Origin of the sequence: Sphingopyxis macrogoltabida (assembly GCF_001307295.1) — a bacterium.
GTDB classification, from domain to species: Bacteria; Pseudomonadota; Alphaproteobacteria; order Sphingomonadales; family Sphingomonadaceae; genus Sphingopyxis; species Sphingopyxis macrogoltabida_B.
Map to the genome: position 1 here is coordinate 141,656 of NZ_CP012700.1, position 26,574 is coordinate 168,229.

The window sequence follows — 26,574 nt, forward strand, 5'->3', positions numbered from 1 at the left end:
TCATGGCCCGCGCGCATCTGCGACCCGCGGGATGACTGACGGGACAGGGGTGCGGCGACAATCATGACTGGAAATGGTGCGAAACAGGCGGGCGTGATCGATATGCACAGCCACTTCTTCCCGGCGATGGATGCCGCCTATCGCGCACGCGCCGAGGCCAAGGGGCTGCCCTGGCTGCGCGACGGCGGCGACGGCACGGGTTTCATCATGCAGGGCGCGAAGGAGTTCCGCCCGGTCGACGACATCCTCTGGGACCCGGCGCGGCGCGTCGAGGCGCTCGACGAGCAGGGCATCGATCTCCAGATCATCTGCGCGACGCCGATCATGTTCGGCTACAGCCGCCCCGCGCAGCAGGCGCTCGAATGCGCCGAGCGCTTCAACGACGCCGCGCTCGAATTCTGCGCCCATGCGCCCGAGCGGATGAAGCCGCTTGCGCAGGTGCCGCTGCAGGACATCGACCTGTCGTGCCGCGAGGTCAGCCGCGCGATGGCCAGCGGCCATCTCGGCGTCCAGATCGGAAATCATATGGGGCTGCGCAATCTCGACGACGAAGGCATATTGACCTTCCTCACCCATTGCGCCGAGGTCGGCGCGGCGGTGCTCGTCCATCCGTGGGACATGATGGCGCGCGAGCGCATGCCCAAATATATGCTCCCCTGGCTCGTCGCGATGCCGGCCGAGACGCAGCTCTCGATCCTCTCGCTGATCCTGTCGGGCGCGTTCGACCGTCTGCCGAGGAACCTCCGCATCTGCTTCGGCCATGGCGGCGGCAGCTTTGCCTTCCTGCTCGGCCGGGTAGAAAATGCCTGGAAATACCGCGACATCGTCCGCGTCGACTGCCCCAATCCGCCTTCGACCTATGTCGACCGCTTCTTCGTCGATTCGGCGGTGTTCGACCCGCGCGCGCTCACCCTGCTGGTCGAGGTGATGGGCGAGGACCGCATCCTGCTCGGCTCCGACCACCCCTTTCCGCTCGGCGAGCAGGACATCGGGGCGCTGGTATGCGACCATGACGGGCTGTCGGCGGCGCAGAAGGCGAAGATCCTCAGCGGCAATTCGCGGACCTTCCTGAATCTGTAGCTATCGCGAGTGTCGGCTGAGGGGTGGATTCCTGACCGTCCTCTATTTCCGTTCGTGTCGAGCGAAGTCGAGACACCCGTCGGCCTTGCGCCCAGCCTGAGGGGCATCTCGACTTCGCTCGATGCGAACGGGTAAGGTTGGCCCAAACGGCAAAAAACCGGTCGTAACCGACCATCAGCGCATATTCGCCAAAACGAAAAAGCCGCCGGAACACAGCTCCGGCGGCCTTCGCATGTCAGGACGCGAACAAGCGTCACGCCGCCGGCGGCACGCCCTTGAAGCTTTCGGTACCCGCCCAGCCGCGTTCGGAGACGTCGACCATCACATTTTCGGGCCCCGCCATCTTGTATTCGGCGTTGTCCTTGGCGGGATTCTTGCCCAGCCCCTGCGCCAGATTGACGTCGTGGCGCGGCGCATAGCCCGAATTTTCGAAGCGCTCGACGACCGCGTTGATGTCGTCGCACTGAAAGCCGATGTGGTGCAGCCCGGTATAGCCCTCGGGGAATTCCATCCCGGCGGCGGGGCGGTTCTTGAAGCACAGCAGCGCGATATTGATGTGGCCGTCGGTGACATAATAGCCGCGCGCGTTGCGGCTATCGATCTTGCCGGCGACGGTCCAGCCGAGGACGTCGGTGAAGAAGCCGACCGAATTGTCGGGGTCGGCGGACGCGATCGCCACGTGACGGAGGCGGGTGGTCATTGGTGAGGCCTTTCTATGTTCCGATGCGAATGGGACTGACGAGGTCGTTCAACGCCGCGACGATGCTTTGCGCGGTGATCCGGCCGGTGCCGGGATTCTCGACCGTGGGAATATTCTCGATCGACAGTTCGAAGCGCGCGCTGTCCGAATCGACAATGATGCGGTGCGTATTGCGTTCGAGCGCGGGGTCGGCCCAGATTTCGAGCTGCGTCCGCGCGGGGCCGATCCCCGCCATGCCGAGCGCCGCGGCGACATTGACGTTGGCGGGAAAGGCGATCGCGCCTTCGAGCGCGCTGCCCTCGAAGATCTTCAGCGGTTCGGTCAGGCCGGTGAGGTCGATGTTGTTGCGCACGACATGCTCGGCCTTGACCAGCGACTTCACCGGCTTGCGGGTCACCATCGTCACCGAATGGATCGTGCCGACCGCAGCGGCGCGCACCGCGTCGAGCCCGAGCAAGGCGCCGGTGGCGAGGACGATACGGCCGCCGTGCGCGCGCGCGATGTCGGTCGCCTCGGGCCATTGCATCAGCGCCGCGCCGCTCACCGTCACCAGCGTCTTGCCCGCGCTGAGCGTTGCGGTGGCGATGTCGCGGAAGGCCGCGGTCGGCGCGCTGTCGACGACGACGTCGGACAGCGCGACGAGTTCGGCGGTATCGACGATCGGCACCGGCCTTTCGAGCGCGGCCATCGCGGCCGCCGCGCGGCCCCGGTCGCCGGCGGAAACCGCCGCCAGCGTCAGCGGCAGCGCGCTCGCTTCGATATGGCGCGCGACGACGCGGCCGATGGTGCCGAATCCGGCAATGCCCACTTTTGTCATGTCCGCCGCGCTACGGCGTCTTTTATATATGGGAAAATAGTCTTTGGCGGTCCTTCTATCTGCAAATCGATATAGCCCGGGTTTTCGGGCCTGATATATATTTTCGATTATATATAGGCGCTGTTTCTATCTTTGACGGCATATGCGACACGCCGCACAAGTCGGGCTGACCTTTTTGGGGGAAGTCGATGCCGGATGTGCTGAACGGGGAGATGTTGACGCTCGCGGCGATGATGCTGGTGACCGGCGCGGTCGGCGGCGTGATCGCCGGCATGCTCGGCGTCGGCGGCGGCATCGTCATCGTGCCGGTGCTCGACCTTGTCCTCGCCTCGTTCGGCATCGACGGCGATGTCCGCATGCACGTTACCGTCGCGACCTCGCTCGCGACGATCATTCCCACCGCTATCTCCTCTTCGCGCGCCCATGAAGCCAAGGGCGCCGTCGATCACGATCAGCTAAAGCACTGGGCGATTGCGATCTTCCTCGGGGCGATCGCCGGGGTCGTCCTCGCCAGCCGGGTGTCGGGCGATGTCCTGTCGGCGGTGTTCGGCATCGTCGCGCTGCTCGTCGCGATCAAGATGCTGCTGCCGCTCGAGGGCAAGCATATCGCCGATGCGGTCCCGGGCGGCGCGGCGGGGCAGGTGATTCCGTTCGCGATCGGCGGCCTTTCCAGCATGATGGGGATCGGCGGCGGCACGCTCAGCGTCCCCGTAATGACCTTGTTCAACGTCCCCATCCACCGCGCGGTCGGCACCGCGGCGCTGTTCGGCCTGCTGATCAGCGCCCCGGCGACGGTGGCCTTCATCATCGCCGGCTGGCATGTCGAGGACCTGCCGCCGGGCAGCCTCGGCTATGTCAACCTGATCGGCCTCGCGATCATCGCGCCGGTGTCCTACTTCACGGCGCCGTGGGGCGCGCGGATCGCGCATGCCCTGTCGAAACGACAGCTCAGCCTGCTGTTCGGCCTGTTCCTCACCGTCGTCGCGGCGCGCATGCTGCTCCGGGCCTTCGGGTGAACCGCGATGCCGCCTCCTATAAGAAAATCGGCCCGCCCTATGCGCAACGCATATTGGATCGCCGCGCCGCGCTCGCGCAGATCGGGGGCGCCATGGCGCTCGGCTGCGCGGCCCCGGCGCTCGCCCGTCCCACCGGAAAGAAAGAGAGACGCATGACCTGGTTTGCCCTTGCCACCCGCGCCACCCCCGAAGGTCCGCGCGCGACGATCCGGGTCGGCGATGCCTTCCACGACCTGCACGATGCCGCTGCGAAACTGGGTTTCGCCGCCGTCGCAGGCGACGTCACCGGAATCGTCCGCGACTGGGATGCGCGCCGCGACGGCCTGTTCGCGCTCGCCCGGGCGCTCGGCGCGGGATCGGGAACGGTCGCCGCGCCGCAGCTCGCGGCGCCGTTCGAGCCGCGCCGTATCTTCGCCGCCGCATCGAACTTCATCGAACATGCCGAGGAAATGCAGACCAAGCTCGCCGCCAAGGCCGAGAGCGAGCCCTATATCTTCCTCAAGACCGTCGAGAGCGTCGTTGGCCCCGGCGCGACCGTGGTCGTGCCGCCGCAGGTGTCGCGCCCCGACTGGGAGGTCGAACTCGGCGTCGTGCTCGGCCGCGCGGGCAAGAATGTCGCCGCCGCCGATGCGCACGATCTCATTGCTGGCTACACAATCGTCAACGACGTGTCGGCGCGCGACCGCACCCGCCGCACCGACTTTCCCTTCTCGCACGACTGGTTCCGCGGCAAGAGCTTCGACAGCTTCACGCCATTGGGGCCGGTGTTCGTGCCGCGCGATTGCCTCGACGATCCGCACGACATTCGGCTGGGGCTCAAGGTCAATGGCGAGGCGATGCAGGACGGCAATACGTCGGCGATGATCTTCAACATCTACGAACAGATCGCCTATCTCTCGACGATCCTCGAACTCCAGGCGGGCGACCTCATCGCCTCGGGCACCCCCGCCGGGGTCGGTATGGGGCGCGGCGTCTTCCTCAAGGACGGCGACGTGATGAGCGCGTGGGTCGACGGCATCGGCGAACTGGTGAACCCCGTTTCCGCCCCGCACCTGCCGCGGAGCTGAGCGATGGTCGCCTTTTCCCGCCGCTCGCTCATCGCGCCGTTGCTGATCGTCGCGGCGATTGCGGGCCTGACGTTGTGGAGCGCCTTTGACGGCAGCGCGCCGAAGACCGCGCAGGCCGACGGCGCGCGCGCCACCCCGCTCACAAATGTCCGTTTCAACATGGCGTGGCTGCCGCAGGGCAGCATGGCAGGCATCTTCGTCGCCATCGACAAGGGCTATTTCGCCGACGCCGGGCTCGCCGTCGAACCGGTGCGCGGCTTCGGCGGCATGCGCACCGCGAACGAGCTCGATCAGGGCATGTTCGAATTCGCCTACATCGACCCGCTGTCGGTCGCGCTCAACCGCTCGAAGGGCGGCGGCGTCCGCATGGTCGGCGGTATCAACATGCAGCTTCCCGCCGGCGCCTGCTTCGTCAAGGAGCGGCACAAGATCGCGAAACCCGCCGACCTCGCCGGCCTGCGCTTCGGCGCCGGGCAAAGCTCGATGATCCAGGCCTTGCTCCCGGCGTGGCTCAAGGCCAATGGCGTCGACCCGGCGCGCGTCGAGCAGATCCAGCTCGACCCCGCGATCGTCGTCTCGTCGCTCGTCGAGGGGCGGATCGACGCCGCCGAATGCTGGCTCGGCAATTCGATGGCGCTGTTCGACAAGGCAGCAAAGGCAAAGGGCGTGACGATCGGCCGCATCGGCTACTCCGATTTCGGGCTCGACGTCTACGGCAGCGGCTTCGCGACGCAGGACGCGCTGATCGAGAAAGACCCCGATCTGGTGCGCGCCTTCCTCAAGGCCGCCTATCGCGGCTATGCTGACGCGGGGCGCGATCCCAAGGCGGCGCTTGCGATCATCCGCAAATCCTATCCTTTGCTCGACGAGGCGGTGACCGAACGCCAGATTCGCGAGACCGCGGCGCTGATGGCGGCCGAGGGCGGGTCGCATCGCCTGAAACCCGAAAAGGTCGAGCGCACCGTCACCTATCTGCAGGCGAGCGGCCAGTTGCAGGGTTTCGACCAGGCGCCGCAGCTTTTCACCAACAGCTTCATCCCGATGGGGAACCAGCCATGACCGATCCCGCTTCCTACCGGCCGCGCCCGACGCGGCTCGGCCACCTCGTGCTCAAGGTGCGCGACATCGACCGCAGCCTCGCCTTCTATACCGAAGTCGTCGGGCTCAGCGTGTCCGACTGGATCGACCATCATATGGTCTTCCTGCGCGCGGGCGAGGATCACCACGACCTTGCGCTGCTCCAGCTGCCGCCGGGGCACAGCGCCATCCCTGAAGGCCATTATCCGGCGGTCGAGCATTTCTCCTATCGCCTCGAAACGCTGACCGAGATGGAGAAGGTCGCCGACATGCTCGTCGCGCGCGGCATCACCATCGACCGCGGCATCGGCAAGCACGGGCCGGGAGCAAACAGCTTCCTCGTCTTTCGCGATCCCGACGGCAACAATGTCGAATTTTACACCGACATGACGCAGATCACCGCCGAACAGCCCTATGAAGCGTCGGTGTGGGACGGCAAGGACCTCGAAACCTTCGACCGCTGGCACCTCGATCGCTTTCTCGTGCCGCCGCCGGCGCGCATTCTGGCCTTGCTCGACAAGGACGGCGACGCATGAGCCGGTTGTTTAGCCGCGATGCTGCGATCAGCATCGTCTTCTTCGCCGCGCTCGGGCTCGCGTGGGAATATGGCGTGCGCTGGTCGGGCATCCAGTCCTATCTGCTGCCGCCGCCGAGTGCGATCCTCGGCGAATTGTGGCAGTCGCGCGGGCCGATCCTGTCGCAAAGCCTCGTCACGCTGACCGAGGTCTTCTGGGGCTTCATCATCGCGGTCGCGCTCGGCGTTCCCGTTGCGACATTAATCTATTTCTCGCGCACCGCCAAACGCACCGTCTATCCGCTGTTCGTCGCGTTGCAGAGCATCCCGAAGATCGGGCTCGCGCCGCTGATCGTCGTCTGGTTCGGTTACGGGCTGGCGTCGAAGCTGATCATGGCCTTCCTCTTCGCCTTCTTCCCGATCATCATCGCGACCTTGGGCGGGCTGGCGAGCACCCCGGCGCATCTCGAGGAGCATTTCCGGGCGCTGCGCGCGACGCCGATGCAGGGCTTCTGGCGGCTGCGCGTCCCCGCCGCGCTGCCGAGCTTCCTCGACGGCTGCAAGGTCGCGATGCCGCTCGCGGTGATCGGCGCGGTGGTCGGCGAGTTCGTCGGCTCGAACGACGGGCTCGGCAACCTCATCCTCACCGCGTCGGGCTCGGGGCACACGACATTGACCTTCGCGGCGCTGATCGCGGTGACCGTCTTGTCGCTCCTTCTCTTCTACGGCGTCGCCTATTGGGAACGCTTCATCTGGTGGCGGGCGGCATGAGCGCGGTGATCTCCATGGCCGGCGCCGGCAAGGCGTTCGACGGCCGCAAGGTGCTGAACAATGTCAGCGCCGAGATCGGCGCCGCCGAATTCGTCTCGGTGCTCGGCCCCTCGGGCTGCGGCAAGAGCACGCTGCTCCGCCTGATCGCCGGGCTCCAGCCCTTCGACGAAGGCGGCATCTTGTTCAACGGCGCGGTGGTGCAGGCGCCGTCGCCCGACATGGGCTTCGTCTTCCAGACGTCGAACCTGCTGCCCTGGCTCAATATCCGCGACAATCTGCTGCTCGGCGTCGATCTCGACCCGGCGGCGAAACGCCCCGACGCGGCGGCGCTGGCCGAGCTGGTCGAGACATTGGGCCTGACCGGGTTCGAGGACAGCCATCCGCACCAGCTCTCGGGCGGCATGCGGCACCGCGTCGCGATCGGACAGGCGCTGGCGCGCGGGCCGCAGGTACTGCTGATGGACGAACCCTTCGGGGCGCTCGATGCGCTGACGCGCGACCGGCTCAACATGGAATTGCTGCGCATCTGGCAGCGCGACCGCAAGACGGTGCTGCTCGTCACCCACAGCATTTCGGAAGCGGTGCTGCTCTCCGACCGCGTGCTCGTGATGTCGGAGCGGCCGGGGACGATTATCGAGGATGTCCGCATCGACCTGCCGCGCCCGCGCGATCCCAGCACGACGCGCGAGGATCCGGCATTCGGCGATTATGTCGTGCGGCTCAGCAAATTGATGGGGGTATCGTGATGGACAGTGGGATGCTGGAAGCGGCGGGCGCCGAAATCTATTGGCAGGCGCATGGGGCCGGTCCGGCGGTCGTGCTCGCGCACGGCATCGGCGGCAACCACGCGATCTGGTACCGCCAGCTCGATGCGCTGTCGCGCGCGAACCGCGTCATCACCTTCGATCATCGCGGCTTCGGCCTGTCGCGCGATCATGACGGGCGCGGGCGCGATGCCTTCGTCGACGATCTGGCGGCGCTGCTCGACAAGCTCGGCGAAGCGAAGGTGGCGTTGGTCGGCCAGTCGATGGGCGCGGGCACCTGCATCGGTTTCGCGCACCGTGCGCCCGAACGCGTCGCGGCGCTCGCGATCTGCGACAGCCTCCACGGCATCGTCGAGAGCGGCGAGGTGAAGGCAATCATGGACGCGGCGCGGACAAAGACCGCCGCCCTGTCGCAGGTCGAGCGCGTGCTCGGCGTGGGGGCGCAGGCCGAACTCGCGGCGCTCTACCGCCAGATTGCGAGCTTCAACGCCGCCGACCGCCACAGCCTGACCGGCCGCTTCGACGCGCGCCCGGCGGCCGAACTCGGCGGCAAGGGCTTTCCGATCCTTTTCCTGTCGGGCGTCGACGACATTCTCTTCCCGATCGAGGCGGTGCGGCTCGTGCAGGCCGAGGTGCCGGGGTCCTTCCTTGTCGAGGTCAACGATGCGGGCCATTCGGCCTTCCTCGAGGCGCCGGTGCAGTTCAACGACACGATCCTTTCGCTGCTCCAGATGGCGGGGCATGTTGGCAAGGCGGGCGCCGCGCACAGCAATGCGGCGGGCTATGTCCCGGTCGGGGGTGCGGCGTGACCGGCACCGCCTATCCATTCGCCGAACGCCCGGTGCTGAACTATGTCGACGGCGCCTTCGTCGAGGGCGAGCGCTGGTTCGACAATGTGAACCCCGTCGACGGCAGCGTCGCCGGGCGCGTGTCGCAGGCGAGCCGCGAGCTTGTCGACCGCGCCGTCGCTGCCGGGCGCGCGGCGCTCAAGGGACCGTGGGGCAAGATGTCGCAGGCCGAGCGCTGCAAATTGCTCGTCCGCATCGCCGAGGGGATCGAGGCGCGCTTCGACGAATTCGCCGCCGCCGAGATCGCCGACACCGGCAAGTCGCTGCATCAGGCGCGGACGATCGATATCCCGCGCGGCGCCGCCAATTTCCGCGCCTTCGCCGCACTTGCCGAGGCGCGCGCGATGCCGAGCTTCTGCACCGATCTGCCGGGCGGGCGCAGCGCGATCAACTATGCCATCGCGCGGCCCTTGGGTGTCGTCGCGATCGTCTCGCCGTGGAACCTGCCGCTGCTGCTGATGACCTGGAAGGTCGCGCCCGCGCTCGCGTGCGGCAATGTCGTGGTGGTGAAGCCAAGCGAGGAAACGCCCTCGACGGCGACCCTGCTCGCCGAGGTGATGGATGCGGCGGGCGTGCCGCCGGGGGTTTTCAACCTCGTGCACGGCTTTGGCGCTGCATCGACCGGCGAATGGCTGACTGCCAATCCCGATATCGACGCGATCACCTTCACCGGTGAATCGGCGACCGGCGGCGCGATCATGCGCGTCGCGGCGGCGGGGGTGAAACCCGTGTCGTTCGAACTCGGCGGCAAGAATGCCGCGCTCGTCTTCGCCGACTGCGATTTCGACGAGGCTGTCGCAGGGACGGTGCGTTCGGTCTTCTCGAACTGCGGCCAGGTCTGCCTCTGCACAGAGCGTGTCTATGTCGAGCGGCCGATCTTCGACCGCTTCGTCGCCGCGCTCGCCGAGCGGGCGAAGGCGCTCACCGTCGGCGATCCCTGGTCGGGCGCCGACATGGGGCCGCTGATCTCGCACGGCCACCGCGAGAAAGTACTCTCCTATTATGCGCTGGCGCGCGAGGAGGGCGCGACGGTCGTCGCGGGCGGCGGGGTGCCCGAACTGGACGGCGCGCTCGCGGGCGGTGCCTTTGTCGAACCGACGATTCTGACCGGGCTCGGGCCCGATGCGCGCTGCGTGCGCGAGGAGATTTTCGGCCCCATCTGCCACATCGCACCCTTCGACAGCGAAGAAGAAGCGATCAGGCTTGCCAACGACACCGACTATGGCCTCGCCGCCGCGATCTGGACGCGCGACGTCGGCCGCGCGCACCGTGTCGCGGCAGAGATGGAGACGGGCATCGTCTGGGTCAACGAATGGTTCCTGCGCGACCTGCGCACCCCGTTCGGCGGCATGAAACTGTCGGGCATCGGGCGCGAGGGCGGCGAACATTCGCTGGGCTTCTATTCCGAACCGACCAATATCTGCGTGAAACTGTAAGAGGAAGACCATGGCAGACATTGCCGCCATCGCCGCAAGGCTCGACGAAGCTGCCCTCGGTGCCCGCGCGATCGCGCAGATCACCGGGCAGGAGGGCGAATTGCCGCTCGCCGAAGCCTATGAAATCCAGCGTGCCGCCATCGACCGGCGCCTCGCGCGCGGCGCGACGCTCGTCGGGGTGAAGATGGGCTTCACCAGCGAAGCGAAGATGGTCCAGATGGGGCTCAAGGACCAGATCTGGGGCCGGCTGACCTCCGACATGGTCGTCGTCAACGGCGCTGCGATCGACCGCGCGCGCTTCATCCACCCGCGCGTCGAGCCTGAGGTCGCGGTACGGCTGAAGGCGCCGCTCGCGGGCGAAGTGACGCGCGACGAAGCGCTCGCGGCCATCGATGCGGTCGCCGCGGCGCTCGAGATCATCGACAGCCGCTACGAGAATTTCCGTTTCGCGCTCGGCGATGTCGTCGCCGACAATGCGTCGTCGTCGGCGTTCGTCACCGGACCGTGGCTTGCCGCCGACACCGATATCGCCGATGTCGCGATGGTGATGCGCGTCGACGGCGAGGTCGCCGAGACCGGGACGAGCGCCGCGATTCTCGGCGATCCGGTCCGCTCACTCGTCGCGGCGGCGCGGCTTGCGGGCGCGGCGGGGCTGACCCTCCAGCCGGGCTGGACGGTGATGCTCGGCGGCGCGACCGCGGCGGCGGCGATCGGCACTGCGCGCAGCGTATCGCTCGACGCCGGCCATCTCGGCCGCGTCGGCTTCACGATCGGGGGAGGCGTAGCATGAACAGTGAGGGCAGGGTGATCCCGGGGAAGGCGCGCCCGCGCGGCCGCTTTCCGCACTATCGCCGCGCCGGCGACTTCGTCTTCGTCTCGGGCACCAGCTCGCGCCGGCCCGACAATAGTTTCGCGGGCGCCTCGGCCGACGAATATGGCACCGTCAGCCTCGACATCGCGGCACAGACGCGCGCGGTGATCGAGAATATCGGCGCGATCCTTGCCGACGCAGGCGGTTCGCTCGCCGACGTCGTCGATGTGACGAGCTTCCTCGTCAACATGAACGATTTCGGCGGCTATAACGCCGTCTACGGCGAATATTTCGACGAAGCGGGACCGGCGCGGACGACCGTCGCGGTCCACCAGCTTCCGCACCCGCATCTGCTGATCGAGATCAAGGCGACCGCCTTCATCCCGCGCGCCGCCACGAAAGGATAGCGCCATGCTGACCTATGGATTGCCCTTCAACTTCCGCGAATGGATCGAGGCGCACCGCGATGTGCTGAAGCCCCCGGTCGGCAATGCGCAAATCTGGGAGGACGCCGACTTCATCGTGACCGTCGTCGGCGGCCCCAACCAGCGCACCGATTATCATGTCGACCCGCTCGAGGAGTTTTTCTACCAGATCGAGGGCGACATGAACCTGCGCCTGTGGACCGACGAGGGGCCAAAGGACATGCCGATCCGCGAGGGCGACATCTTCCTGTTGCCGCCGCGCGTCCCGCATTCGCCGCAGCGCCCGGTCGCGGGCAGCGTCGGCCTCGTCATCGAACGCAAGCGCCCCGACGGGCTGATCGACGCCTTCCAATGGTATTGCGACGATTGCGGCCACATCGTCCACCGCGTCGAGGTCCAGCTCCAGAGCATCGTGCGCGACCTGCCGCCGCTGTTCGAGGCCTTTTACGCGAGCGAGGCGCTGCGCACCTGCGGCAACTGCGGCACCGTCCATCCGGGCAAGGCGCGATGAGCGAGACCCACGAAGCCGTCGCCCGCCGCCTCCGCGATGCCTATGCGGGCGCGGTGGTCGCGCCGCTGCGCGATGCGCTCGAACCGACCGATGCCGCGGGCGCCTATGCGGTGCAGACGATCAACACGCGCTTCTGGGAAGCGCAGGGCCGCCGCATCGTCGGGCGCAAGGCGGGGCTGACGGCGAAGGCGGTGCAGGCGCAGCTCGGCGTCGACCAGCCCGACTTCGGCGTGCTCTTCGACGACATGCGCGTGACCGATGGCGGGCGGCTCGACCCGGCGCGGGCGATCCAGCCGAAGGCGGAGGCGGAGATCGCCTTCATCCTCGGCGCCGGCCTGCCCGATGCCAATACCACGCCCGAACAGGTCGCGGCCGCGGTGGCAAGCGTCCACGCCGCGATCGAGATCGTCGACAGCCGCATCGTCGACTGGAAAATCACCTTTGCCGACACGGTGGCGGACAATGGCTCCTCGGCCTTCTTCGTGCTCGCCGACGCCGGCCTGCCGCTCGCCGGGCTCGACCTCGAAGGCGCGGCGATGGAGATGGCGGTGAACGGCGCGGTCGCGTCGACCGGGGTCGGCGCCGCGGCGCTCGGCAATCCGCTCAACGCCGCCGCTTGGCTCGCCCAGACGCTGGCGATGCGCGGCGAGCCGCTGCAGGCGGGCGATATCCTGCTCGCCGGCGCGCTCGGGCCGATGGTCGCGCTGACGCCGGGCGACCATGTCGAGGCGCGCATCGCCGGCATCGGCACCTGCAGCTTTACGTACGAGGCATAGCGAGATGGCGAAAACCCCCAATGGCAAGACGAAAGTCGCGATCATCGGCTCGGGCAATATCGGCACCGACCTGATGATCAAGATCATGCGCCTGTCGGATATCCTCGAAATGGGCGCTTTCGTCGGCATCGATCCCGAAAGCGACGGGCTCAAACGCGCCGAACGGCTGGGCGTGCCGATCACGGCGGGCGGCCTCGACGGCCTGATCGCGCTGCCCGGCTTTGCCGATATCGCGATCGTGTTCGATGCGACCTCCGCAGGCGCCCATAAGCACCACAGCGAGGTGTTGATCGCCCACGGCAAGCGCGTCGTCGACCTCACCCCCGCCGCGATTGGTCCTTACACGATCCCGCCGGTCAACGGCGATGCGAACCTCGATGCCGCCAACGTCAATATGGTGACCTGCGGCGGGCAGGCGACGATCCCGATCGTTGCGGCGGTGAACCGCGTTGCCAAGGTGCATTATGGCGAGATTGTCGCCTCGATCGCCTCGAAGAGCGCCGGCCCCGGCACCCGCGCCAACATCGACGAGTTTACCGAGACGACGAGCGAGGCGATCATGAAGGTCGGCGGCGCGACGCGCGGCAAGGCGATCATCGTCCTCAACCCCGCCGAACCGCCGCTGATCATGCGCGATACCGTCTATTGCCTCTGCGACGACGCCGACCGCGACGCGATTGCGCAGAGCGTCGAGGATATGGTCGCCGAGGTGCAGGCCTATGTTCCCGGCTACCGGCTCAAACAGGCGGTCCAGTTCGAAAGCATCGGCAGCAACGCACCGCTGCATATCCCCGAAATGGACGGCAGCTTCACGGGGCTGAAGGTCAGCGTCTTCCTTGAGGTCGAGGGGGCGGCGCATTACCTCCCGGCCTATGCCGGCAATCTCGACATCATGACCTCGGCGGCGCTCAAGACGGCCGAGAAGATCGCGCTCCGCATGAACGAAGGAGTGGCCGCATGAGCTTTGATCCGACGACCACCAAACTCTATATCCAGGACGTCACGCTGCGCGACGGCATGCACGCGATCCGCCACCAATATGGCCTCGGCCATGTGCAGGCGATCGCGAGGGCGCTCGACCGCGCGAAGGTCGACGCGATCGAGGTCGCGCACGGCGACGGGCTGCAGGGATCGAGCTTCAACTACGGCTTCGGCGCGCACACCGACTGGGACTGGATCGGCGCGGTCGCCGAGGTGCTCGAACATAGCGTGCTGACCACGCTGTTGCTGCCCGGCATCGGCACCATCCACGACCTCAAACATGCTTATGAAATGGGCGTGCGCTCGGTCCGCATCGCGACGCACTGCACCGAGGCCGATGTCGCGAAACAGCATATCGAGTTCGCACGCGGCATCGGCATGGACGTCTCGGGCTTCCTGATGATGAGCCATATGTCGCAGCCCGAGCCGCTCGCGCAGCAGGCCAAGCTGATGGAAAGCTATGGCGCGCACTGCGTCTATGTCACCGACAGCGGCGGCGCGCTGACGATGGATCAATATGCGGCGCGGTTGCAGGCCTATGATCGCGTACTCAAACCCGAAACCCAGCGCGGCGTCCACGCGCACCACAACCTCAGCCTCGGCGTCGCGAACAGTATCGTCGCGGTGCAAAATGGCGCGGTGCGCGTCGACGCGAGCCTCGCCGGCATGGGCGCGGGCGCGGGTAATGCCCCGCTCGAAGTGTTCATCGCCGCGGCTGACGTCCACGGCTGGAACCATGGCTGCGACCTTTATGCGCTGATGGATGCGGCCGAGGACCTTGTCCGCCCGCTGCAGGACCGCCCGGTGCGCGTCGACCGCGAGACGCTGACGCTGGGATACGCCGGGGTCTACTCCAGCTTCCTCCGCCATGCCGAAAAAGCCGCCGCCGAGCATGGGCTCGATACCCGCGCCATCCTCGTCGAACTCGGACGCCGCAAGATGGTCGGCGGGCAGGAGGATATGATCGTCGACGTCGCGCTCGACATGTTGAAGCAATAGCCGCCGATCGGCCGCCGGTTCAGGGCGCGATCGCCAGCCCGTCGCCGTTGTTGCCCGCGCCGATCCGCCGCAGCACCGCGCCGCTTGCGACATCGATCTCGGCGATCTTGTCGTGCCCCGTCTCGGCGGCATAGAGGCGCGTCGAATCGCCGCTGAACAGCAAGGTCACCTGCCCCGCGGCGGCGTCGCCCGACACCTTGATCGTGCGCAGCAGCGCGCGCGTTTCGGCGTCGAACAGGCTGATCGTGCCGCTCGCGATATTGCTCGTCGCAATGAGCTTGCCGTCGGGGCTTGCCAATACGCGGACCGCCACCGGGTCGGCCGGCTGCTCGGCGATCTTTGCGCTTGTCGCCGTATCCCACACCGACACCCGCGGCGCGTCGAGGTCGCCGACCCACAGTTCGCGCCCGCCCTTCGCCAGCGCCAGCCCCTCGGGCTTGCCGCCGATGGTCAGGTCGCGCAGCTTCTTGCCATCCTGCAAGTCGAGCACGCTCACCGTCCCCGATCCGATATTGGCGACATAGGCGGTGCGGTTGTCGGGCGCGACGGCAACCATGTGCGACCCTTTCTGCCCGGTCGAAATCGAGGTGACCGAGCCGTCGGGCGCCACGACCGCGACCGACTCGCTGCCTTCGGTGGTCGCGACGAGCCGCCCGTCGGACAGCCACAGCAGCCCGTGCGGCCGCTGGTTCGGGCTGAGGTCGATCGTCTTCAGCTTGGTCCGCGCCGCGACGTCGAAAATGTCGATCGTCGTGCCGCCATAGGCGACCACCGCCGCCTGCTTGCCGTCGGGCGAGATTGCGATCTCGTGCGGCATCTTGCCCGTCGGCAGCCGCGCGATTTCCTCGCCCGACGCCAGCGCGATGACGCTCAGCGTGTCCTCGCTCTTGTTGCCGACCAGCAAGGTTTCCGCCGCCGCGGGCGTCATCGGCACCAGCAACGGGCAAAGCAGGAGGGCAAGGGCACGGCGCATGGCAGGACTCCGGTTGGACCGATCCAGCCTACCGTACCGCGCCGTTCAGGCAAGCGCCGATGCATGACGTTTTGTTAACTGGGCTCGATCCGCCGGCCGCCATAGCCCTCGCCGCGGCGGCATGTTGCGCCGTCGTCAAAAGGGGAGGGAAGCATGGGGCTGCCAGCCATCGATATCGATGCCTTGCCGCTGCTCGACACTGCGGTCGGCCTGTTCGGCTCGCTTGTCGCGCAGACGAAGCCAGGCTCGTCGACGTTCGAGGTGACCGTCACCGTCGTCCTGATCATCTACGACTGAAAAGAGGGGCGCGGGCGGCCCCGGTTCCGCCCGCGCCACCTTTGGACCATGACCGCATGACCCCTTCCCGCCACGACCATTTTCCCGTCGCCGATCTGCCGCGCCGCCAGCGCATGCGCGCTGCCGCCACCGCGCTCGCCGGGCGCTGGCAGGCGGAGGACGAGGCGCCGGGCGGGCTCCTCGCTGCGATGCGCGCGGCCGAAGGCCTGCCCCCCGACGCGGCGCTCGCCGCGCTGGCGCCCTGGCTCGCCGACACCGGCTGGCTCGGCGCGCGGCTCGACGCCGCGCTTGCCCTCCTCGCCGCCGACCCCTTCGCCCGCCCGCCGCTCCGCCCTGTCGGCGGCGGCGCGCTCGCCGGCATATTGCTCGCCGAAGCCAGGAATATCCGCGTCACCCTGCTCGTTCGCCCGTTCGAGGCACAGGGCGCGAGGGAGACCGGCGATGCAGAGCTCGCCCTGTTCGCACCGGGCCGCGCGCGCCTCCGCATCCTCCACGCCGGCGGTGCCGCGATCCGGCTGCACCATGTCGCGGTGAGCGCGGCAGAGCAGGCGGGCGGCTTCACCGCCGGTGCCGCCAAATCCTGCATCACCGCGCCGCCGCGCCCGCTGGTCGATGGCGAGACGCTGACGCTCGACACCGCGCGCGAGGCGATATCGCTGACGGGCGGCGATGGCGACGTGCTGATGCTCGAAATCGCGGTCCAGCCGCCGTCGCCGCTTCCGGTGCGCGCCTATGATGTCGCGAGCGGCCGTCTCGCGCATGTCTCGGCCTCGCGCCGCGACAGCAGTTTTCGCGGCATGGCGCTCGCGCTGCTCCGCACCCTCGGACGCCGCGATGCCGCACCGCTGTTTGCCGCCGAAACGCGGAGCGAAGATTTCGCTGCACGCTGGACCGCGATGCGCGAATTGGTCGCGCTCGACCCCGCCGCCGCGCAGCCGCTGCTCGCGGCGATGGCGGCAGCGGACCCGCATCCCGAGGTCCGCCGTGCCGCTGCGGCGACCCTCGCGCTCTATTCTCCCCTCCCGCTTGCGGGAGGGGTCGGGGGAGGGGCTGTCGAAAGCCGGGGTAGCATCGCGGAGGGCAGCCCATGCCCCGCCTGATCGACCCGCCTGCCGGCCCGGCCTATGACCTCGAAGAAGTCGCCGCGCGCCTCGACGAAAGCGGCGTCGACCTCGCCGACGAAGCCAGCCTCGCGCGCTGCGCCGCCCTGCTTGCGGGGCTGCAACGCAACCGCGACTTCCTCGCCGACCGGGTGATCGCCGAGCTCAAGGCGAGCTACCGCGACCAGCTCGAAACCAACCGCTATTCGGCGCAGGTCTTCCTGCTTCATCGCAGCCCGCGCGGCTATTTCCTCCGCGCCAACCTCTGGCCCGCCGAGCGCTGGCGGCGGTGGCGGAGGGCGAGGGCAGGACAGCGGTGCTGGAACGGGGGGTGGGGGATATCGACGCGCGGGTGCGGGACGATTGCGCGCGGTGGCTGGCGTTCAGGTCTTAGGCCGTCGCCGTCGAACTCCCATCACCAGCTTTGCCATCACCTTTGAACTTGCAGTTGCGATGAGATCTGCGTCGGCTGTTCTTGCGGTAACGAGTTCCGCGACAATGCGCTGCCGCTCAAGTAAGAGCGACTGAAGTTTCGCAGTCAGGGCCGTTGCTTCGGCTTCGTCGTAAGCCACAAAGAGTGTCCGGCCTCTCGGGCCGATCTTCGCAATTGCGCTTACGAGCTCCGCTTGAGCAGGGTTGCGCGTGGCAATCATTTGGCCCCCGCGCATCCCGCCAAATCGTACGCCGGTTGTTGCTAGGTCAATGACGACTTCTGGTTCTCCCGTAACCGGAATCATTTTTCCGTCGCCCGGCGCGGTGCCGCGAATCATGTCGGAATACGAGATTAGGAGACGGGGATAATCGGACTCGATTTCCGCGAAAACATCATTCGCCACCGTTTCGGCGCCGAGCGTACCGGCGTTAGCTGTGGCACGCCGATTATCTTGAGCCTCTTCTTCCCGTGAACGCACCGCTTCAAAGTGGTCGCGCAAATGCGCGTATAGCGATGAGCGCAGCCGCTGACGTTCTGGAGCGCTTGTAACGCCGAGCATCTCAAGCACAGCGTCGTCCAGTTCTTGCCGATCCACCATATCGAGCTCGGAGGTGTCGTCGAGAGTTGCAAGTTCGGCCTCTCGTCCGCGCTGAACCAGTCGCCGCTTGGCCATTCTGCGAGCCGACAACTGTCCGATAACATTCCGCTTCAGAAGTTCGCGCATCGCGATATCGATACGCTTCGCGATTTTTGGGGAAGTCTGCGTCCAATCGGGAACCAACATCATATTGACGTCAATGACTTCGGTTTTCAGATTGCCCTCGACGCCAACTGGGCGCCCGAACATGTGTTTTGACAATAGCACTAGGCTTGAGTTCAAAATGCCCGCGATGACCACGTCGCTGCTCTCGACGCGAGGGTCGACGGTATAAAGATTGCAATTCACGGGGCGACGGTCCGGATTGAGCGGGGCGCAATGACGGTACTGGTGCGCCTTGGACCACAATACCGGCGCCTCGCGATATTGTGTAAGATCATACCAAGGCCGTGCTCGGCCTCGGGCCGCGCAAGTCGCACCTTGATGAAAATGATGGCTTTCTCCCCAATCAATATATCGATCGACATGTGTGCCGCCGATCGAGTCCCTCGGCTCGCTGATCATCAGCGCGAGTTTGTCACAATGATTTTCCGAAATACTATACGCGTCAATATCCATGAGGCTATGTACGATTGGCTTTAGGTATCGGGCCTCAATCGGATGAACTTCCCCGTTACCGGTTTTTGCCAAAACGACAGTGCCAGCAAGTACTTCTGTTCGAGAGACGCCGTAGTGTTGCTCAAATGAGATATCATCTGCTACTTCGGTCAAAGCTTGGGTCGAATAATCAGAGACATAGAAGAACGCGTCGCAACCGGACTTCACGCCAAAGCGCACGTCCGCCAGCTCTCCGAGAGGCCGCCACTTTCCTCCACCGGTAGAAAGGAGTTCTTCCCAGACATCTGGAGCACGAAGAGGAATGCCCCATTTGCCGCCAGCATATTCCGGCCGCCCGCGCGTTCTTTCTCCGAGCAGGACTCCGGCCATCCTGAGATCGCCTTGACGTTCGACACGAACGCGCCACCCCTCTCCGTCATAATCTGCGCTTCAATCCATGATAGCGTCGCGAAAACGGTCAGCTGCATCGAGTTGTCCCGCAGTCGTGTCGTCATGTTGTAGCAGCGATGATATGGGCTGCCTCAATTCGACAAAGCGAATCATGTTATTATCGCGTTGTTCTGGGTCGGCTTCTCTTGTTGCCAAGGCTGCGACGGTTTGAACCCTCGCACCGACGAACCACGGCTCGTCCCTGCTCTCAATGATCGCCTCAATCCGAAAGTTTTCGAGGAGCCAAGCCTGCAGGGCAAAGCCATAATCGGCATCGAGCCATTGGCTCGATGCCAAAAACCCCAGTTTGGCGTCTGGGGCCATAAGCGCCAGTGCTTGACCCCAAAAGTAGACGTGCAAATCGGCGCGCCCCGTCGGCGTTAGTCCGCCCATCCGCGCAACATTTCGATATTCGGCCTTCTGATCGGAGCTTAGATCCTCTTGGCGGACATAGGGTGGGTTTCCTACGATCGCGTCAAATCTGGGTACGGTCACCGTTTGAGTTCCGCCGTCGCGCGGTAGCCGCATAAAATCGCCACCTGAACGCAAGGCAAAGAAATCTCGCCGAACGACGCGTGGATAGTTGCCATCTTCCACCAAATCGCGCGTTGCCAGATTGATCGTGCTCAAATGAGCAGCAAAAGGCGAAATATCCGTTCCGTAAATGGTTTCGAGTAATGCGGTGTGGCCTAACCGAGGGGCCAAATATTTCTTGCGCGCGTAGGCACGTACCAAGAAAGTGCCTCCGCCACACCCCGGATCGAGGACCTTTGCGTCGCCTTTCGAAATGGCAAAAGAATTGATAAGGTCGACGACTTCTGGGCGGGTGTAATATTGGCCATATTTATGCCGCTCTTCGGGATCGATAAGCCGCTCAAAAATGCGACCAATTACGTCATAGTCGAGCTTCGACAGGTCGAAGCGATCAAGCTGCCGCACAAAGGCGCGCCAACCGTCTACGACATTGTCGTCATAGAACGGAAGCCTAGAGCCGATGTCCGCTCCTGGGTTTCCGAAGACCGTTTCATAGTCGCCTGTGACATGGCGAGCTTCGTCGAAGAAGCCACCGAAACGGGAAAATACGGCCTCTCCGCTTGCTTCATCTTCGGGAATTTCGAGCGACGGTAGTTCGGTGTATCGCTTTCGGAGCGCGTCATAAAAGACGAGCTTATTGGCTATGGCATAGCAAGCAAATTTAGCCGCACGCCCGAGCAATTCGCTTCGATCGCCAACGAGAATCCACCCTTGAGCATCGCGCATCCAGCGATCGATCGCCCCTCTTTGCGATGCGTTGCCATCTCGCCTTAGCAGCTCGAATTTTGCGCCCAAAACTGGCCATGCCAGAAAGCTGTCGAACGCGTGCACGAAATACTCGTCCGGAGCCCTTTGGGGCAAATCGGTTTCGCCCCGGAACACACGCATAAAGTCAATGAAAAATCGCTCAATGCCATCCCGCAACTCTGCAATGAATCGAGGATTGGTAAGGTCAGTTTGACGGCGAAGCGAACTGACGGGAAATGTCTTAAAGCCTCTCGGCTGGCCGAGATCTCCAAATGAATCGGTCTTCCAAAGAACGAGCTCATTGAGGTTCCAAGTAAAGAACCAAGGGCTACCGGCTGCCAGTGCCTTCGCGCGTGCATCGACTACCGTCGTCTCTACGAACGGAGACGCGCCGTCGGCCGCCCAAGGCACTTTAACCTCGCCGGTTAGGCAGGCTTTGCCGGATCGATCGAGAACGGTCAGATCTCTCCGCTTCAAGCTACTTTGAGTGCGTTGCTCCAATTTTACCGAAGCAAATGGAGAACTCCCGCCATGCGCAGCCAAAAGCGCATCCATCCAAGATTTTGCGTCGCCAACGACTGTCCATTCGGTTTCGAGCTGCGCTACGTTCATACTGGGCGCCATCACCCAACTGGGGGCCGTTGGCAAGCGGCGGATTCTTCCGGAGTGATCGAAGCCGCGAATGTATGGCGGATCATCTAGAAATCGCTTTCCTACATCATCCCGCCATGCCAGCTTCGCGTTTCCGGCTCTTTGACTCGTCCAGATCCGCTGCCCAGCCGCCGCGCGAAACATCGCGTCCGCGTACGATCTTTACGATCTTTCGCCCGCCCGCGCCGTGGGTGACCTTCGCGACCTTTGGCTCATGACTAAAGCGACAAAGGAGACAGTTTCACGCTGCTCATGCCTATCCTTTGTCTCCTTAAAGCCGCACAGGCCCCGGAATGCGCCCGTCGATGCGGGGTTTTTGTGGCTTTAAGAGCTTGCTGACAGCGCCGCAAACCCCTGCTAGGGCGCCGCGATGACCACGCCCTTGTCCCACATCCGCAATTTTTCGATCATCGCGCACATCGACCATGGCAAGTCGACGCTCGCCGACCGGCTGATCCAGTTCACCGGCGGGCTCACCGCGCGCGAAATGTCGGCGCAGGTGCTCGACAATATGGATATCGAGAAAGAACGCGGGATCACGATCAAGGCGCAGACGGTGCGCCTGAAATACAAGGCGCACGACGGCGAAACCTATGAGCTGAACCTGATGGACACGCCGGGCCATGTCGACTTCGCCTATGAAGTCTCGCGCAGCCTCGCCGCGTGCGAGGGCGCCTTGCTCGTCGTCGATGCCGCGCAGGGGGTGGAGGCGCAGACGCTCGCGAACGTCTATCAGTCGATCGAGCATGATCACGAGATCGTGCCGGTGATCAACAAGATCGACCTGCCCGCCGCCGACGTCGACAAGGTGAAGGCCGAGATCGAGGATATCATCGGGCTGCCCGCCGACGACGCGGTGCTCGCCAGCGCCAAGTCGGGGATCGGCATCGAGGAATGCCTCGAGGCGATCGTGACCAAGATCCCGCCGCCGAAGGGCGACGCCGCGTCGCCGCTGCTCGCGATGCTCGTCGACAGCTGGTACGACCCTTATCTCGGTGTCGTCATCCTTGTCCGCGTCGTCGATGGCGTGCTGAAAAAGGGTCAGCAGATCAAGTTCATGCAGGCGGGCACCACCCATCTGATCGACCGCGTCGGCTGCTTCACCCCGAAGCGCGAGGAGCTGACCGAGATCGGCCCCGGCGAGATCGGCTTCATCACCGCGCAGATCAAGGACGTCGCGCAGGCGCGCGTCGGCGACACGGTGACCGACGCCAAGAAGCCCGCCGCGGCGCCGCTGCCGGGGTTCAAGGAAGTCCAGCCGGTCGTCTTCTGCGGCCTGTTCCCGACCGACGCGAACGACTTCGAGAAATTGCGCGAGAGCATCCAGAAGCTGCGCCTCAACGACGCGAGCTTCTCGTTCGAGATGGAAAGCTCGGCCGCGCTCGGTTTCGGCTTCCGCTGCGGCTTCCTCGGCCTCCTCCACCTCGAGATCATCCAGGAGCGGCTGACGCGCGAATATGACCTTGACCTGATCACCACCGCGCCGTCGGTGGTGTACAAGCTGAAGCTCGGGCACACGAAGAATGAGGCGGCGAAGGAGATCGAACTCCACAACCCCGCCGACATGCCCGACCCGAACCGCATCGACGAGATCGAGGAGCCGTGGATCGAGGCGGTGATCTACGTGCCCGACGATTATCTGGGGCCGATCCTGAAGCTGTGTCAGGACCGCCGCGGGGTGCAGAAGAACCTGACTTATGTCGGCGGCCGCGCGCAGATCACCTATGAACTGCCGCTCAACGAGGTGGTGTTCGATTTCTACGACCGGCTGAAGAGCATCAGCCGCGGTTACGCGTCGTTCGATTATCACCAGATCGGCCACCGCGCCGGCGATCTCGTCAAGATGAGCATTCTCGTCAACAACGAACCGGTCGATGCGCTCTCGATGATCGTCCACCGCGGCTCGGCGGAAAGCCGTGGCCGCGGCATGTGCGAGCGGCTGAAGGACCTAATCCCGCGTCACATGTTCAAGATCCCCATCCAGGCGGCAATCGGCGGCAAGGTGATCGCCCGCGAAACCATCGCCGCGCTCCGCAAGGACGTGACCGCCAAATGTTACGGCGGCGACGCGACCCGCAAGAAGAAGCTGCTGGAAAAGCAGAAAGAGGGCAAAAAGCGGATGCGCGAATATGGCAATGTGAACATTCCGCAGGAGGCGTTTATCGCCGCGCTGCGGATGGGGGATGATGCCTGATTCAGCGGTTACGGCGTAGCGCGCCCCTCCCACCGCCATGCGGCGGCAGGAGGGTGATAGCGTGGACCCGGGTTGCAGAGATCACCCGGTTCCACAGAAGCAAGCATAAGATGCGCGCTGCGTCGGCGCGGTGACTGCGGTCACAACACGACTGAATGGTCTAACACCACGAAAAAGGGCGCCGCGGACAAGTCGGCGGCGCCCCACTTCCGATCCCTCGTGGGAGGGGTGGAAGGTTATTTCTTGGCTTCGGCGGGCGGCTGGGTGTCGCCGACGCCGGTTTCCGACGGTGCGATCTCGCCATTGTCGTCCATCGCGTTGGCCTTTTCCTCTCCCTGTTCTTCGACGACGTCGGCCTTCTTTTCCATGGCTTCCTTGGCCGGACCTTCGGGCATGGCGTCGGCCTGATCGTCGATGGCGTCGGCCTGTGCCTCGGCCTGATCCTCTACCTTGTCGGCGGCGGGGCTCTGACAAGCGCCGAGCGCAAGGGCCGACGTGGCGGCGAGAGCGATAACGAACTTACGCATATTGAGTGACTCCCAAAGTTGACTCTGGGGCTTAACGCGGGATGAACGTCAGGGTTGCGAAGTTTCTGCTGTCGATGGCAAATGGAATTGATTTTGCTTGTAAAAATTCATGACGGCGAGGCCCGTATGCGTTCGCCAGGCAAAAAAGAGGGCGCCGAAGCGCCCTCTTCTTTCAGGTTGCGCAGAGCCTGCGTCAGAAGCGCTGCTGGCGCTCGTACAGGTCGCGGTAATGCTGGATGCGCGTGACGCGCAGCCCCGGCATGCCGCTGCGATCGATCGACCGCTGCCAGCTCGCAAACTCCTCGAGCGTCAGGCTGTAGCGCTCGCACGCTTCGTCGACGGTCAGCAGGCCGCCATTGACGGCTGCAACGACCTCCGCCTTGCGGCGTACGACCCAGCGCGTCGTGGTCGCGGGGGGCAGCGAGTCGAGCGTCAGCGGCTCCCCGAGGGGGCCGATGACCTGCGCGGGCCGGATTTTCTGGTTTTCAATCATGTTCATTCCATCGTTTCAACGTCGGGGGGATCGGGTTGACCGACGCCGACCGGTTTAATTCAGAGGGATTCAACATCGGCTGAAATCCTCTGGTAAACAGGCTGTTCATAGTTTCGGGCAGGGCGTTCACATCGCGGGACAGGTCGAAGAAACGGACCGGCCGCGGCGCGTTTCCTTGCCCGTCGGCGGCTGCGCCGCCGAGATAATGACGAAGCGCGCCGACCCTTGCGGCGTGCGATTCGCGATTCGACCGCGTCTGCAGCAGCCGGACGGTCGGCAGCATCGCCTGACGCGCGCTCGATACAGCCAGGATGATGTCGAAACCGGGGTTCGACAGGCTGGCCGCACCGGCGATGCGCGGAAGATCGGATGGGGCAAGGTTCATATCGACTCGTCTAGCGGAGACGGCCTAAGGTCCAGTAAATGCCCATTTCAGGCCTTGTTAGCGAAGCTTAACCCCCGTCAATATTTTGACGCGTGCGGCAGAAAAGCTGGTATTTTTGCGCGCCCATCACTAGATGGCGCGCATCATGGCCACCGCATTTTCCCCCACCGGGCTCGCCCGGGGCGACTTCCAGCTCGATGATCCGCTGAAGGACCGGCGGATCGTCGTTGCGATGTCGGGCGGAGTCGATTCGAGCGTGGTCGCGGCGCTGGCTGCGCGGTCGGGTGCCGAGGTGATCGGCGTGACGCTGCAGCTTTACGATCATGGCGCGAAGGCGAAGCGGGTCGGGGCCTGCTGTGCCGGGCAGGATATCCGCGACGCCCGTGCGGTTGCCGACCGGCTGGGCTTTGCGCATCATGTCTATGATCATGAAAGCCGCTTTCGCGACACGGTGATCGACCAGTTTGCCGACGAATATCTGAGCGGCAGGACGCCGATCCCGTGCGTCCGCTGCAACATGGGGGTGAAGTTCACCGACCTGTTCCGGCTGGCGAAGGACCTCGGTGCCGACTGTCTGGCGACCGGCCATTATGTGCGGCGGGTGATGGGGCCCGCGGGCGCCGAGCTGCACCGCGCCGTCGATCCGGCGCGCGACCAGAGTTATTTCCTGTTCGCGACGACGCAGGACCAGCTCGACTTTCTGCGCTTCCCGCTCGGCGGCCTCGAAAAGAGCGTCGTGCGCGAAATCGCGCGTGACCTCGGACTCGGTGTTGCGGGCAAACCCGATAGTCAGGATATCTGCTTCGTCCCCGACGGCGATTATGCGACGCTGGTCAGGAAGCTGCGCCCCGAAGCGGACGACCAGGGCGATATCATCCATGTCGACGGCACGGTGCTGGGCGCACACAAGGGGCTCATCCACTACACCGTCGGCCAGCGGCGGGGGATCGAGATCGGCGGGCAGGCCGAGCCGCTCTATGTCATCCGACTCGATGCCGAAGCGAAGCAGGTGGTCGTCGGACCGCGCCGCGCGCTCGCGGTGTCAGGGGCCCGGCTGGGCGAAGCGAATTGGCTGGGCGATGTCGAAGGCCGCGAGGTGCTGGCGAAGGTCCGGAGCATGGCGCGACCGGTAGCGGCGCGGGTGACCGGCGACCGGCTGATCTTCGCAGCACCGGAATATGGCGTCGCCCCGGGGCAGGCGGCGGTGATCTATGACGCCGCCGACGAGAGCCGCGTGCTCGGCGGCGGCTGGATCGAAGCGACCTTCGCGTCGGAATAGATTGAACTTCTCCCCGCAATGCCGCAGCTTCGGCGGTAAGGGAGAAAAACCATGATCAACTGGGTTTTGCGCGGCGCGGTCCTGCTGTGGGCGGTCTTTTTCGTCATCGTCGGCATGCGGGGATTGTTCGATCCTCTGAGCTATACCGAAACCTTCGGTATCCTCGTCGAGGGTACGGCGACCAACACGATCCGCGCCGACCTGTCGGCCTTTTTCCTTGTCGCCGCGGGCGCCGCGGCGCTCGGCGCGCTGGTGCCGGGCTGGCTGCGGGCTTTGCTGGTCCCCGCTGCGCTCTACGGCACGGCGCTCGCGGGCCGCTTGTTCGGCGCGGCGAGCGGCGATCCGGTCAATTCGGGCATCGTCCAGGCAATGATCGTCGAGGCGCTATCTGTGGCGCTGATGGTTGGGAGCTGGTGGGTGTTGTCGCGCCCGGCGATCGGCTGGAACACCGATGGGGCGAGCGACCCCGAAGGGACTTCGGTGCATTAAGGCGGAGAAATCGTCGATCCTGTCCTTTCCGTCGGGACTGGGCTATCATCCGCGCGGGTCGCTCCTTGTTTCCAGTGATGGAAGGAGAAACCATGATGTCTGACGACGACAAGCGAGGCGGTCCGGATCGACGATCGGACGAGCGGCGGATCGCCGACGATCCTGGGTACAAGGGCCCCGAACGTCGCAAGGGCGACCGCCGGTCGGGTAAGGATCGCCGGGCGCCCTGAAACC

At 65.2% G+C, this 26,574-nt stretch carries 30 protein-coding genes; 22 read left to right on the forward strand and 8 right to left on the reverse strand.

Annotation, left to right across the window (positions count from 1 at the left end; genetic code table 11):
- The first annotated feature begins 63 nt into the window (after positions 1–63).
- A complete protein-coding gene (locus AN936_RS00675) occupies positions 64–1,080 on the forward strand; it encodes an amidohydrolase family protein (protein WP_201782953.1) in 1,017 nt (338 codons plus the stop codon).
- A gap of 253 nt (positions 1,081–1,333) precedes the next feature.
- Here the strand turns inward: AN936_RS00675 and AN936_RS00680 are convergent, their stop codons facing one another.
- Together AN936_RS00680 and AN936_RS00685 are read right to left on the reverse strand one after the other, a co-directional pair.
- Complete coding sequence (locus tag AN936_RS00680) at positions 1,334–1,780, reverse strand: VOC family protein (RefSeq protein WP_054586458.1); 447 nt, start codon at positions 1,778–1,780, stop codon at positions 1,334–1,336.
- A 13-nt stretch (positions 1,781–1,793) separates the two neighbouring features.
- Complete coding sequence (locus tag AN936_RS00685; RefSeq protein WP_054586459.1) at positions 1,794–2,597, reverse strand: aspartate dehydrogenase; 804 nt, start codon at positions 2,595–2,597, stop codon at positions 1,794–1,796.
- A 188-nt stretch (positions 2,598–2,785) separates the two neighbouring features.
- Here AN936_RS00685 and AN936_RS00690 point away from each other — a divergent pair, with 188 nt between their 5' ends.
- The 14 genes from AN936_RS00690 to dmpG all read left to right on the forward strand — a co-directional run bounded on the left by AN936_RS00690 (position 2,786) and on the right by dmpG (position 14,593).
- The gene (locus AN936_RS00690) at positions 2,786–3,613 is read left to right on the forward strand and encodes a sulfite exporter TauE/SafE family protein (protein WP_054586460.1); all 828 of its coding nucleotides are present in this window, start codon (positions 2,786–2,788) and stop codon (positions 3,611–3,613) included.
- A gap of 152 nt (positions 3,614–3,765) precedes the next feature.
- On the forward strand, positions 3,766–4,680 hold the full coding sequence (locus AN936_RS00695) for a fumarylacetoacetate hydrolase family protein (RefSeq protein ID WP_054590008.1): 915 nt from the start codon (positions 3,766–3,768) through the stop codon (positions 4,678–4,680).
- A gap of 3 nt (positions 4,681–4,683) precedes the next feature.
- Entirely contained in the window at positions 4,684–5,739 is a 1,056-nt protein-coding gene (locus AN936_RS00700) for an ABC transporter substrate-binding protein (RefSeq protein WP_054586461.1), read from the forward strand.
- The gene (locus AN936_RS00705) at positions 5,736–6,293 is read left to right on the forward strand and encodes a VOC family protein (RefSeq protein WP_054586462.1); all 558 of its coding nucleotides are present in this window, start codon (positions 5,736–5,738) and stop codon (positions 6,291–6,293) included. The genes AN936_RS00700 and AN936_RS00705 overlap by 4 nt, the downstream gene beginning before the upstream one ends.
- A complete protein-coding gene (locus tag AN936_RS00710) occupies positions 6,290–7,042 on the forward strand; it encodes an ABC transporter permease (protein WP_054586463.1) in 753 nt (250 codons plus the stop codon). The genes AN936_RS00705 and AN936_RS00710 overlap by 4 nt, the downstream gene beginning before the upstream one ends.
- Positions 7,009–7,788 (forward strand): ABC transporter ATP-binding protein, encoded by a 780-nt coding sequence (locus AN936_RS00715; RefSeq protein WP_234715697.1) that lies wholly within the window; start codon positions 7,009–7,011, stop codon positions 7,786–7,788. The genes AN936_RS00710 and AN936_RS00715 overlap by 34 nt, the downstream gene beginning before the upstream one ends.
- Entirely contained in the window at positions 7,788–8,615 is an 828-nt protein-coding gene (locus AN936_RS00720; protein ID WP_054586464.1) for an alpha/beta fold hydrolase, read from the forward strand. The genes AN936_RS00715 and AN936_RS00720 overlap by 1 nt, the downstream gene beginning before the upstream one ends.
- Positions 8,612–10,090 carry a 2-hydroxymuconic semialdehyde dehydrogenase gene (locus AN936_RS00725; protein ID WP_054586465.1) on the forward strand — a complete coding sequence of 493 codons (1,479 nt, stop codon included), beginning with the start codon at positions 8,612–8,614 and terminating at the stop codon, positions 10,088–10,090. The genes AN936_RS00720 and AN936_RS00725 overlap by 4 nt, the downstream gene beginning before the upstream one ends.
- Positions 10,091–10,100: 10 nt before the next feature.
- Complete coding sequence (locus AN936_RS00730; RefSeq protein WP_054586466.1) at positions 10,101–10,880, forward strand: 2-keto-4-pentenoate hydratase; 780 nt, start codon at positions 10,101–10,103, stop codon at positions 10,878–10,880.
- Positions 10,877–11,308 (forward strand): RidA family protein, encoded by a 432-nt coding sequence (locus AN936_RS00735; protein ID WP_054586467.1) that lies wholly within the window; start codon positions 10,877–10,879, stop codon positions 11,306–11,308. The genes AN936_RS00730 and AN936_RS00735 overlap by 4 nt, the downstream gene beginning before the upstream one ends.
- A 4-nt stretch (positions 11,309–11,312) precedes the next feature.
- Positions 11,313–11,837, forward strand: a complete 525-nt coding sequence (locus AN936_RS00740; protein ID WP_054586468.1) for a 3-hydroxyanthranilate 3,4-dioxygenase — start codon at positions 11,313–11,315, stop codon at positions 11,835–11,837.
- Complete coding sequence (locus tag AN936_RS00745) at positions 11,834–12,613, forward strand: 2-keto-4-pentenoate hydratase (protein ID WP_054586469.1); 780 nt, start codon at positions 11,834–11,836, stop codon at positions 12,611–12,613. The genes AN936_RS00740 and AN936_RS00745 overlap by 4 nt, the downstream gene beginning before the upstream one ends.
- Before the next feature lie 4 nt (positions 12,614–12,617).
- Positions 12,618–13,574 (forward strand): acetaldehyde dehydrogenase (acetylating), encoded by a 957-nt coding sequence (locus AN936_RS00750; RefSeq protein ID WP_054586470.1) that lies wholly within the window; start codon positions 12,618–12,620, stop codon positions 13,572–13,574.
- Entirely contained in the window at positions 13,571–14,593 is a 1,023-nt protein-coding gene (gene dmpG, locus AN936_RS00755; protein ID WP_054586471.1) for a 4-hydroxy-2-oxovalerate aldolase, read from the forward strand. Before AN936_RS00750 ends, dmpG begins: the two co-directional genes overlap by 4 nt.
- A gap of 19 nt (positions 14,594–14,612) precedes the next feature.
- Here dmpG and AN936_RS00760 read toward each other — a convergent pair whose 3' ends face one another.
- Positions 14,613–15,566: a beta-propeller fold lactonase family protein gene (locus tag AN936_RS00760; RefSeq protein ID WP_054586472.1), complete on the reverse strand. Its 954-nt coding sequence runs from the start codon at positions 15,564–15,566 to the stop codon at positions 14,613–14,615.
- A gap of 153 nt (positions 15,567–15,719) precedes the next feature.
- On the opposite strand from AN936_RS00760, the gene AN936_RS24955 reads away from it, so the two are divergent.
- From AN936_RS24955 to AN936_RS00770, 3 genes are read left to right on the forward strand one after another with little or no spacing between them, the layout of a single operon-like run.
- Positions 15,720–15,863 (forward strand): hypothetical protein, encoded by a 144-nt coding sequence (locus tag AN936_RS24955; protein ID WP_158500025.1) that lies wholly within the window; start codon positions 15,720–15,722, stop codon positions 15,861–15,863.
- A gap of 56 nt (positions 15,864–15,919) precedes the next feature.
- The gene (locus AN936_RS00765; RefSeq protein WP_149037562.1) at positions 15,920–16,963 is read left to right on the forward strand and encodes a HEAT repeat domain-containing protein; all 1,044 of its coding nucleotides are present in this window, start codon (positions 15,920–15,922) and stop codon (positions 16,961–16,963) included.
- Entirely contained in the window at positions 16,951–17,403 is a 453-nt protein-coding gene (locus AN936_RS00770; RefSeq protein ID WP_054586474.1) for a hypothetical protein, read from the forward strand. The genes AN936_RS00765 and AN936_RS00770 overlap by 13 nt, the downstream gene beginning before the upstream one ends.
- Here the strand turns inward: AN936_RS00770 and AN936_RS24560 are convergent.
- Both AN936_RS24560 and AN936_RS23910 read right to left on the reverse strand, forming a co-directional pair.
- The gene (locus tag AN936_RS24560) at positions 17,347–18,981 is read right to left on the reverse strand and encodes a hypothetical protein (protein WP_149037563.1); all 1,635 of its coding nucleotides are present in this window, start codon (positions 18,979–18,981) and stop codon (positions 17,347–17,349) included. The genes AN936_RS00770 and AN936_RS24560 overlap by 57 nt on opposite strands.
- Before the next feature lie 60 nt (positions 18,982–19,041).
- Positions 19,042–20,934, reverse strand: coding sequence for an HsdM family class I SAM-dependent methyltransferase (locus AN936_RS23910; protein WP_158500026.1), 1,893 nt, complete (start codon positions 20,932–20,934; stop codon positions 19,042–19,044).
- Positions 20,935–21,343: 409 nt separating this feature from the next.
- On the opposite strand from AN936_RS23910, the gene lepA reads away from it, so the two are divergent.
- Positions 21,344–23,167, forward strand: coding sequence for a translation elongation factor 4 (gene lepA, locus AN936_RS00795; RefSeq protein WP_054586479.1), 1,824 nt, complete (start codon positions 21,344–21,346; stop codon positions 23,165–23,167).
- Positions 23,168–23,403: 236 nt separating this feature from the next.
- Here the strand turns inward: lepA and AN936_RS00800 are convergent, their stop codons facing one another.
- The 3 genes from AN936_RS00800 to AN936_RS00810 form a co-directional block, all read right to left on the reverse strand.
- Positions 23,404–23,694 carry a hypothetical protein gene (locus AN936_RS00800; RefSeq protein WP_054586480.1) on the reverse strand — a complete coding sequence of 97 codons (291 nt, stop codon included), beginning with the start codon at positions 23,692–23,694 and terminating at the stop codon, positions 23,404–23,406.
- A gap of 193 nt (positions 23,695–23,887) precedes the next feature.
- Complete coding sequence (locus AN936_RS00805) at positions 23,888–24,187, reverse strand: DUF1153 domain-containing protein (protein WP_054590010.1); 300 nt, start codon at positions 24,185–24,187, stop codon at positions 23,888–23,890.
- Positions 24,180–24,572: a hypothetical protein gene (locus AN936_RS00810; protein WP_054586481.1), complete on the reverse strand. Its 393-nt coding sequence runs from the start codon at positions 24,570–24,572 to the stop codon at positions 24,180–24,182. The genes AN936_RS00805 and AN936_RS00810 overlap by 8 nt, the downstream gene beginning before the upstream one ends.
- Positions 24,573–24,717: 145 nt before the next feature.
- On the opposite strand from AN936_RS00810, the gene mnmA reads away from it, so the two are divergent.
- The 3 genes from mnmA to AN936_RS25730 all read left to right on the forward strand — a co-directional run bounded on the left by mnmA (position 24,718) and on the right by AN936_RS25730 (position 26,570).
- Complete coding sequence (gene mnmA, locus AN936_RS00815) at positions 24,718–25,851, forward strand: tRNA 2-thiouridine(34) synthase MnmA (RefSeq protein WP_054590011.1); 1,134 nt, start codon at positions 24,718–24,720, stop codon at positions 25,849–25,851.
- Between the two features lie 51 nt (positions 25,852–25,902).
- Positions 25,903–26,340 (forward strand): hypothetical protein, encoded by a 438-nt coding sequence (locus tag AN936_RS00820; RefSeq protein ID WP_054586482.1) that lies wholly within the window; start codon positions 25,903–25,905, stop codon positions 26,338–26,340.
- Positions 26,341–26,435: 95 nt separating this feature from the next.
- The gene (locus tag AN936_RS25730) at positions 26,436–26,570 is read left to right on the forward strand and encodes a hypothetical protein (RefSeq protein WP_257719792.1); all 135 of its coding nucleotides are present in this window, start codon (positions 26,436–26,438) and stop codon (positions 26,568–26,570) included.
- Positions 26,571–26,574: the final 4 nt, after the last annotated feature.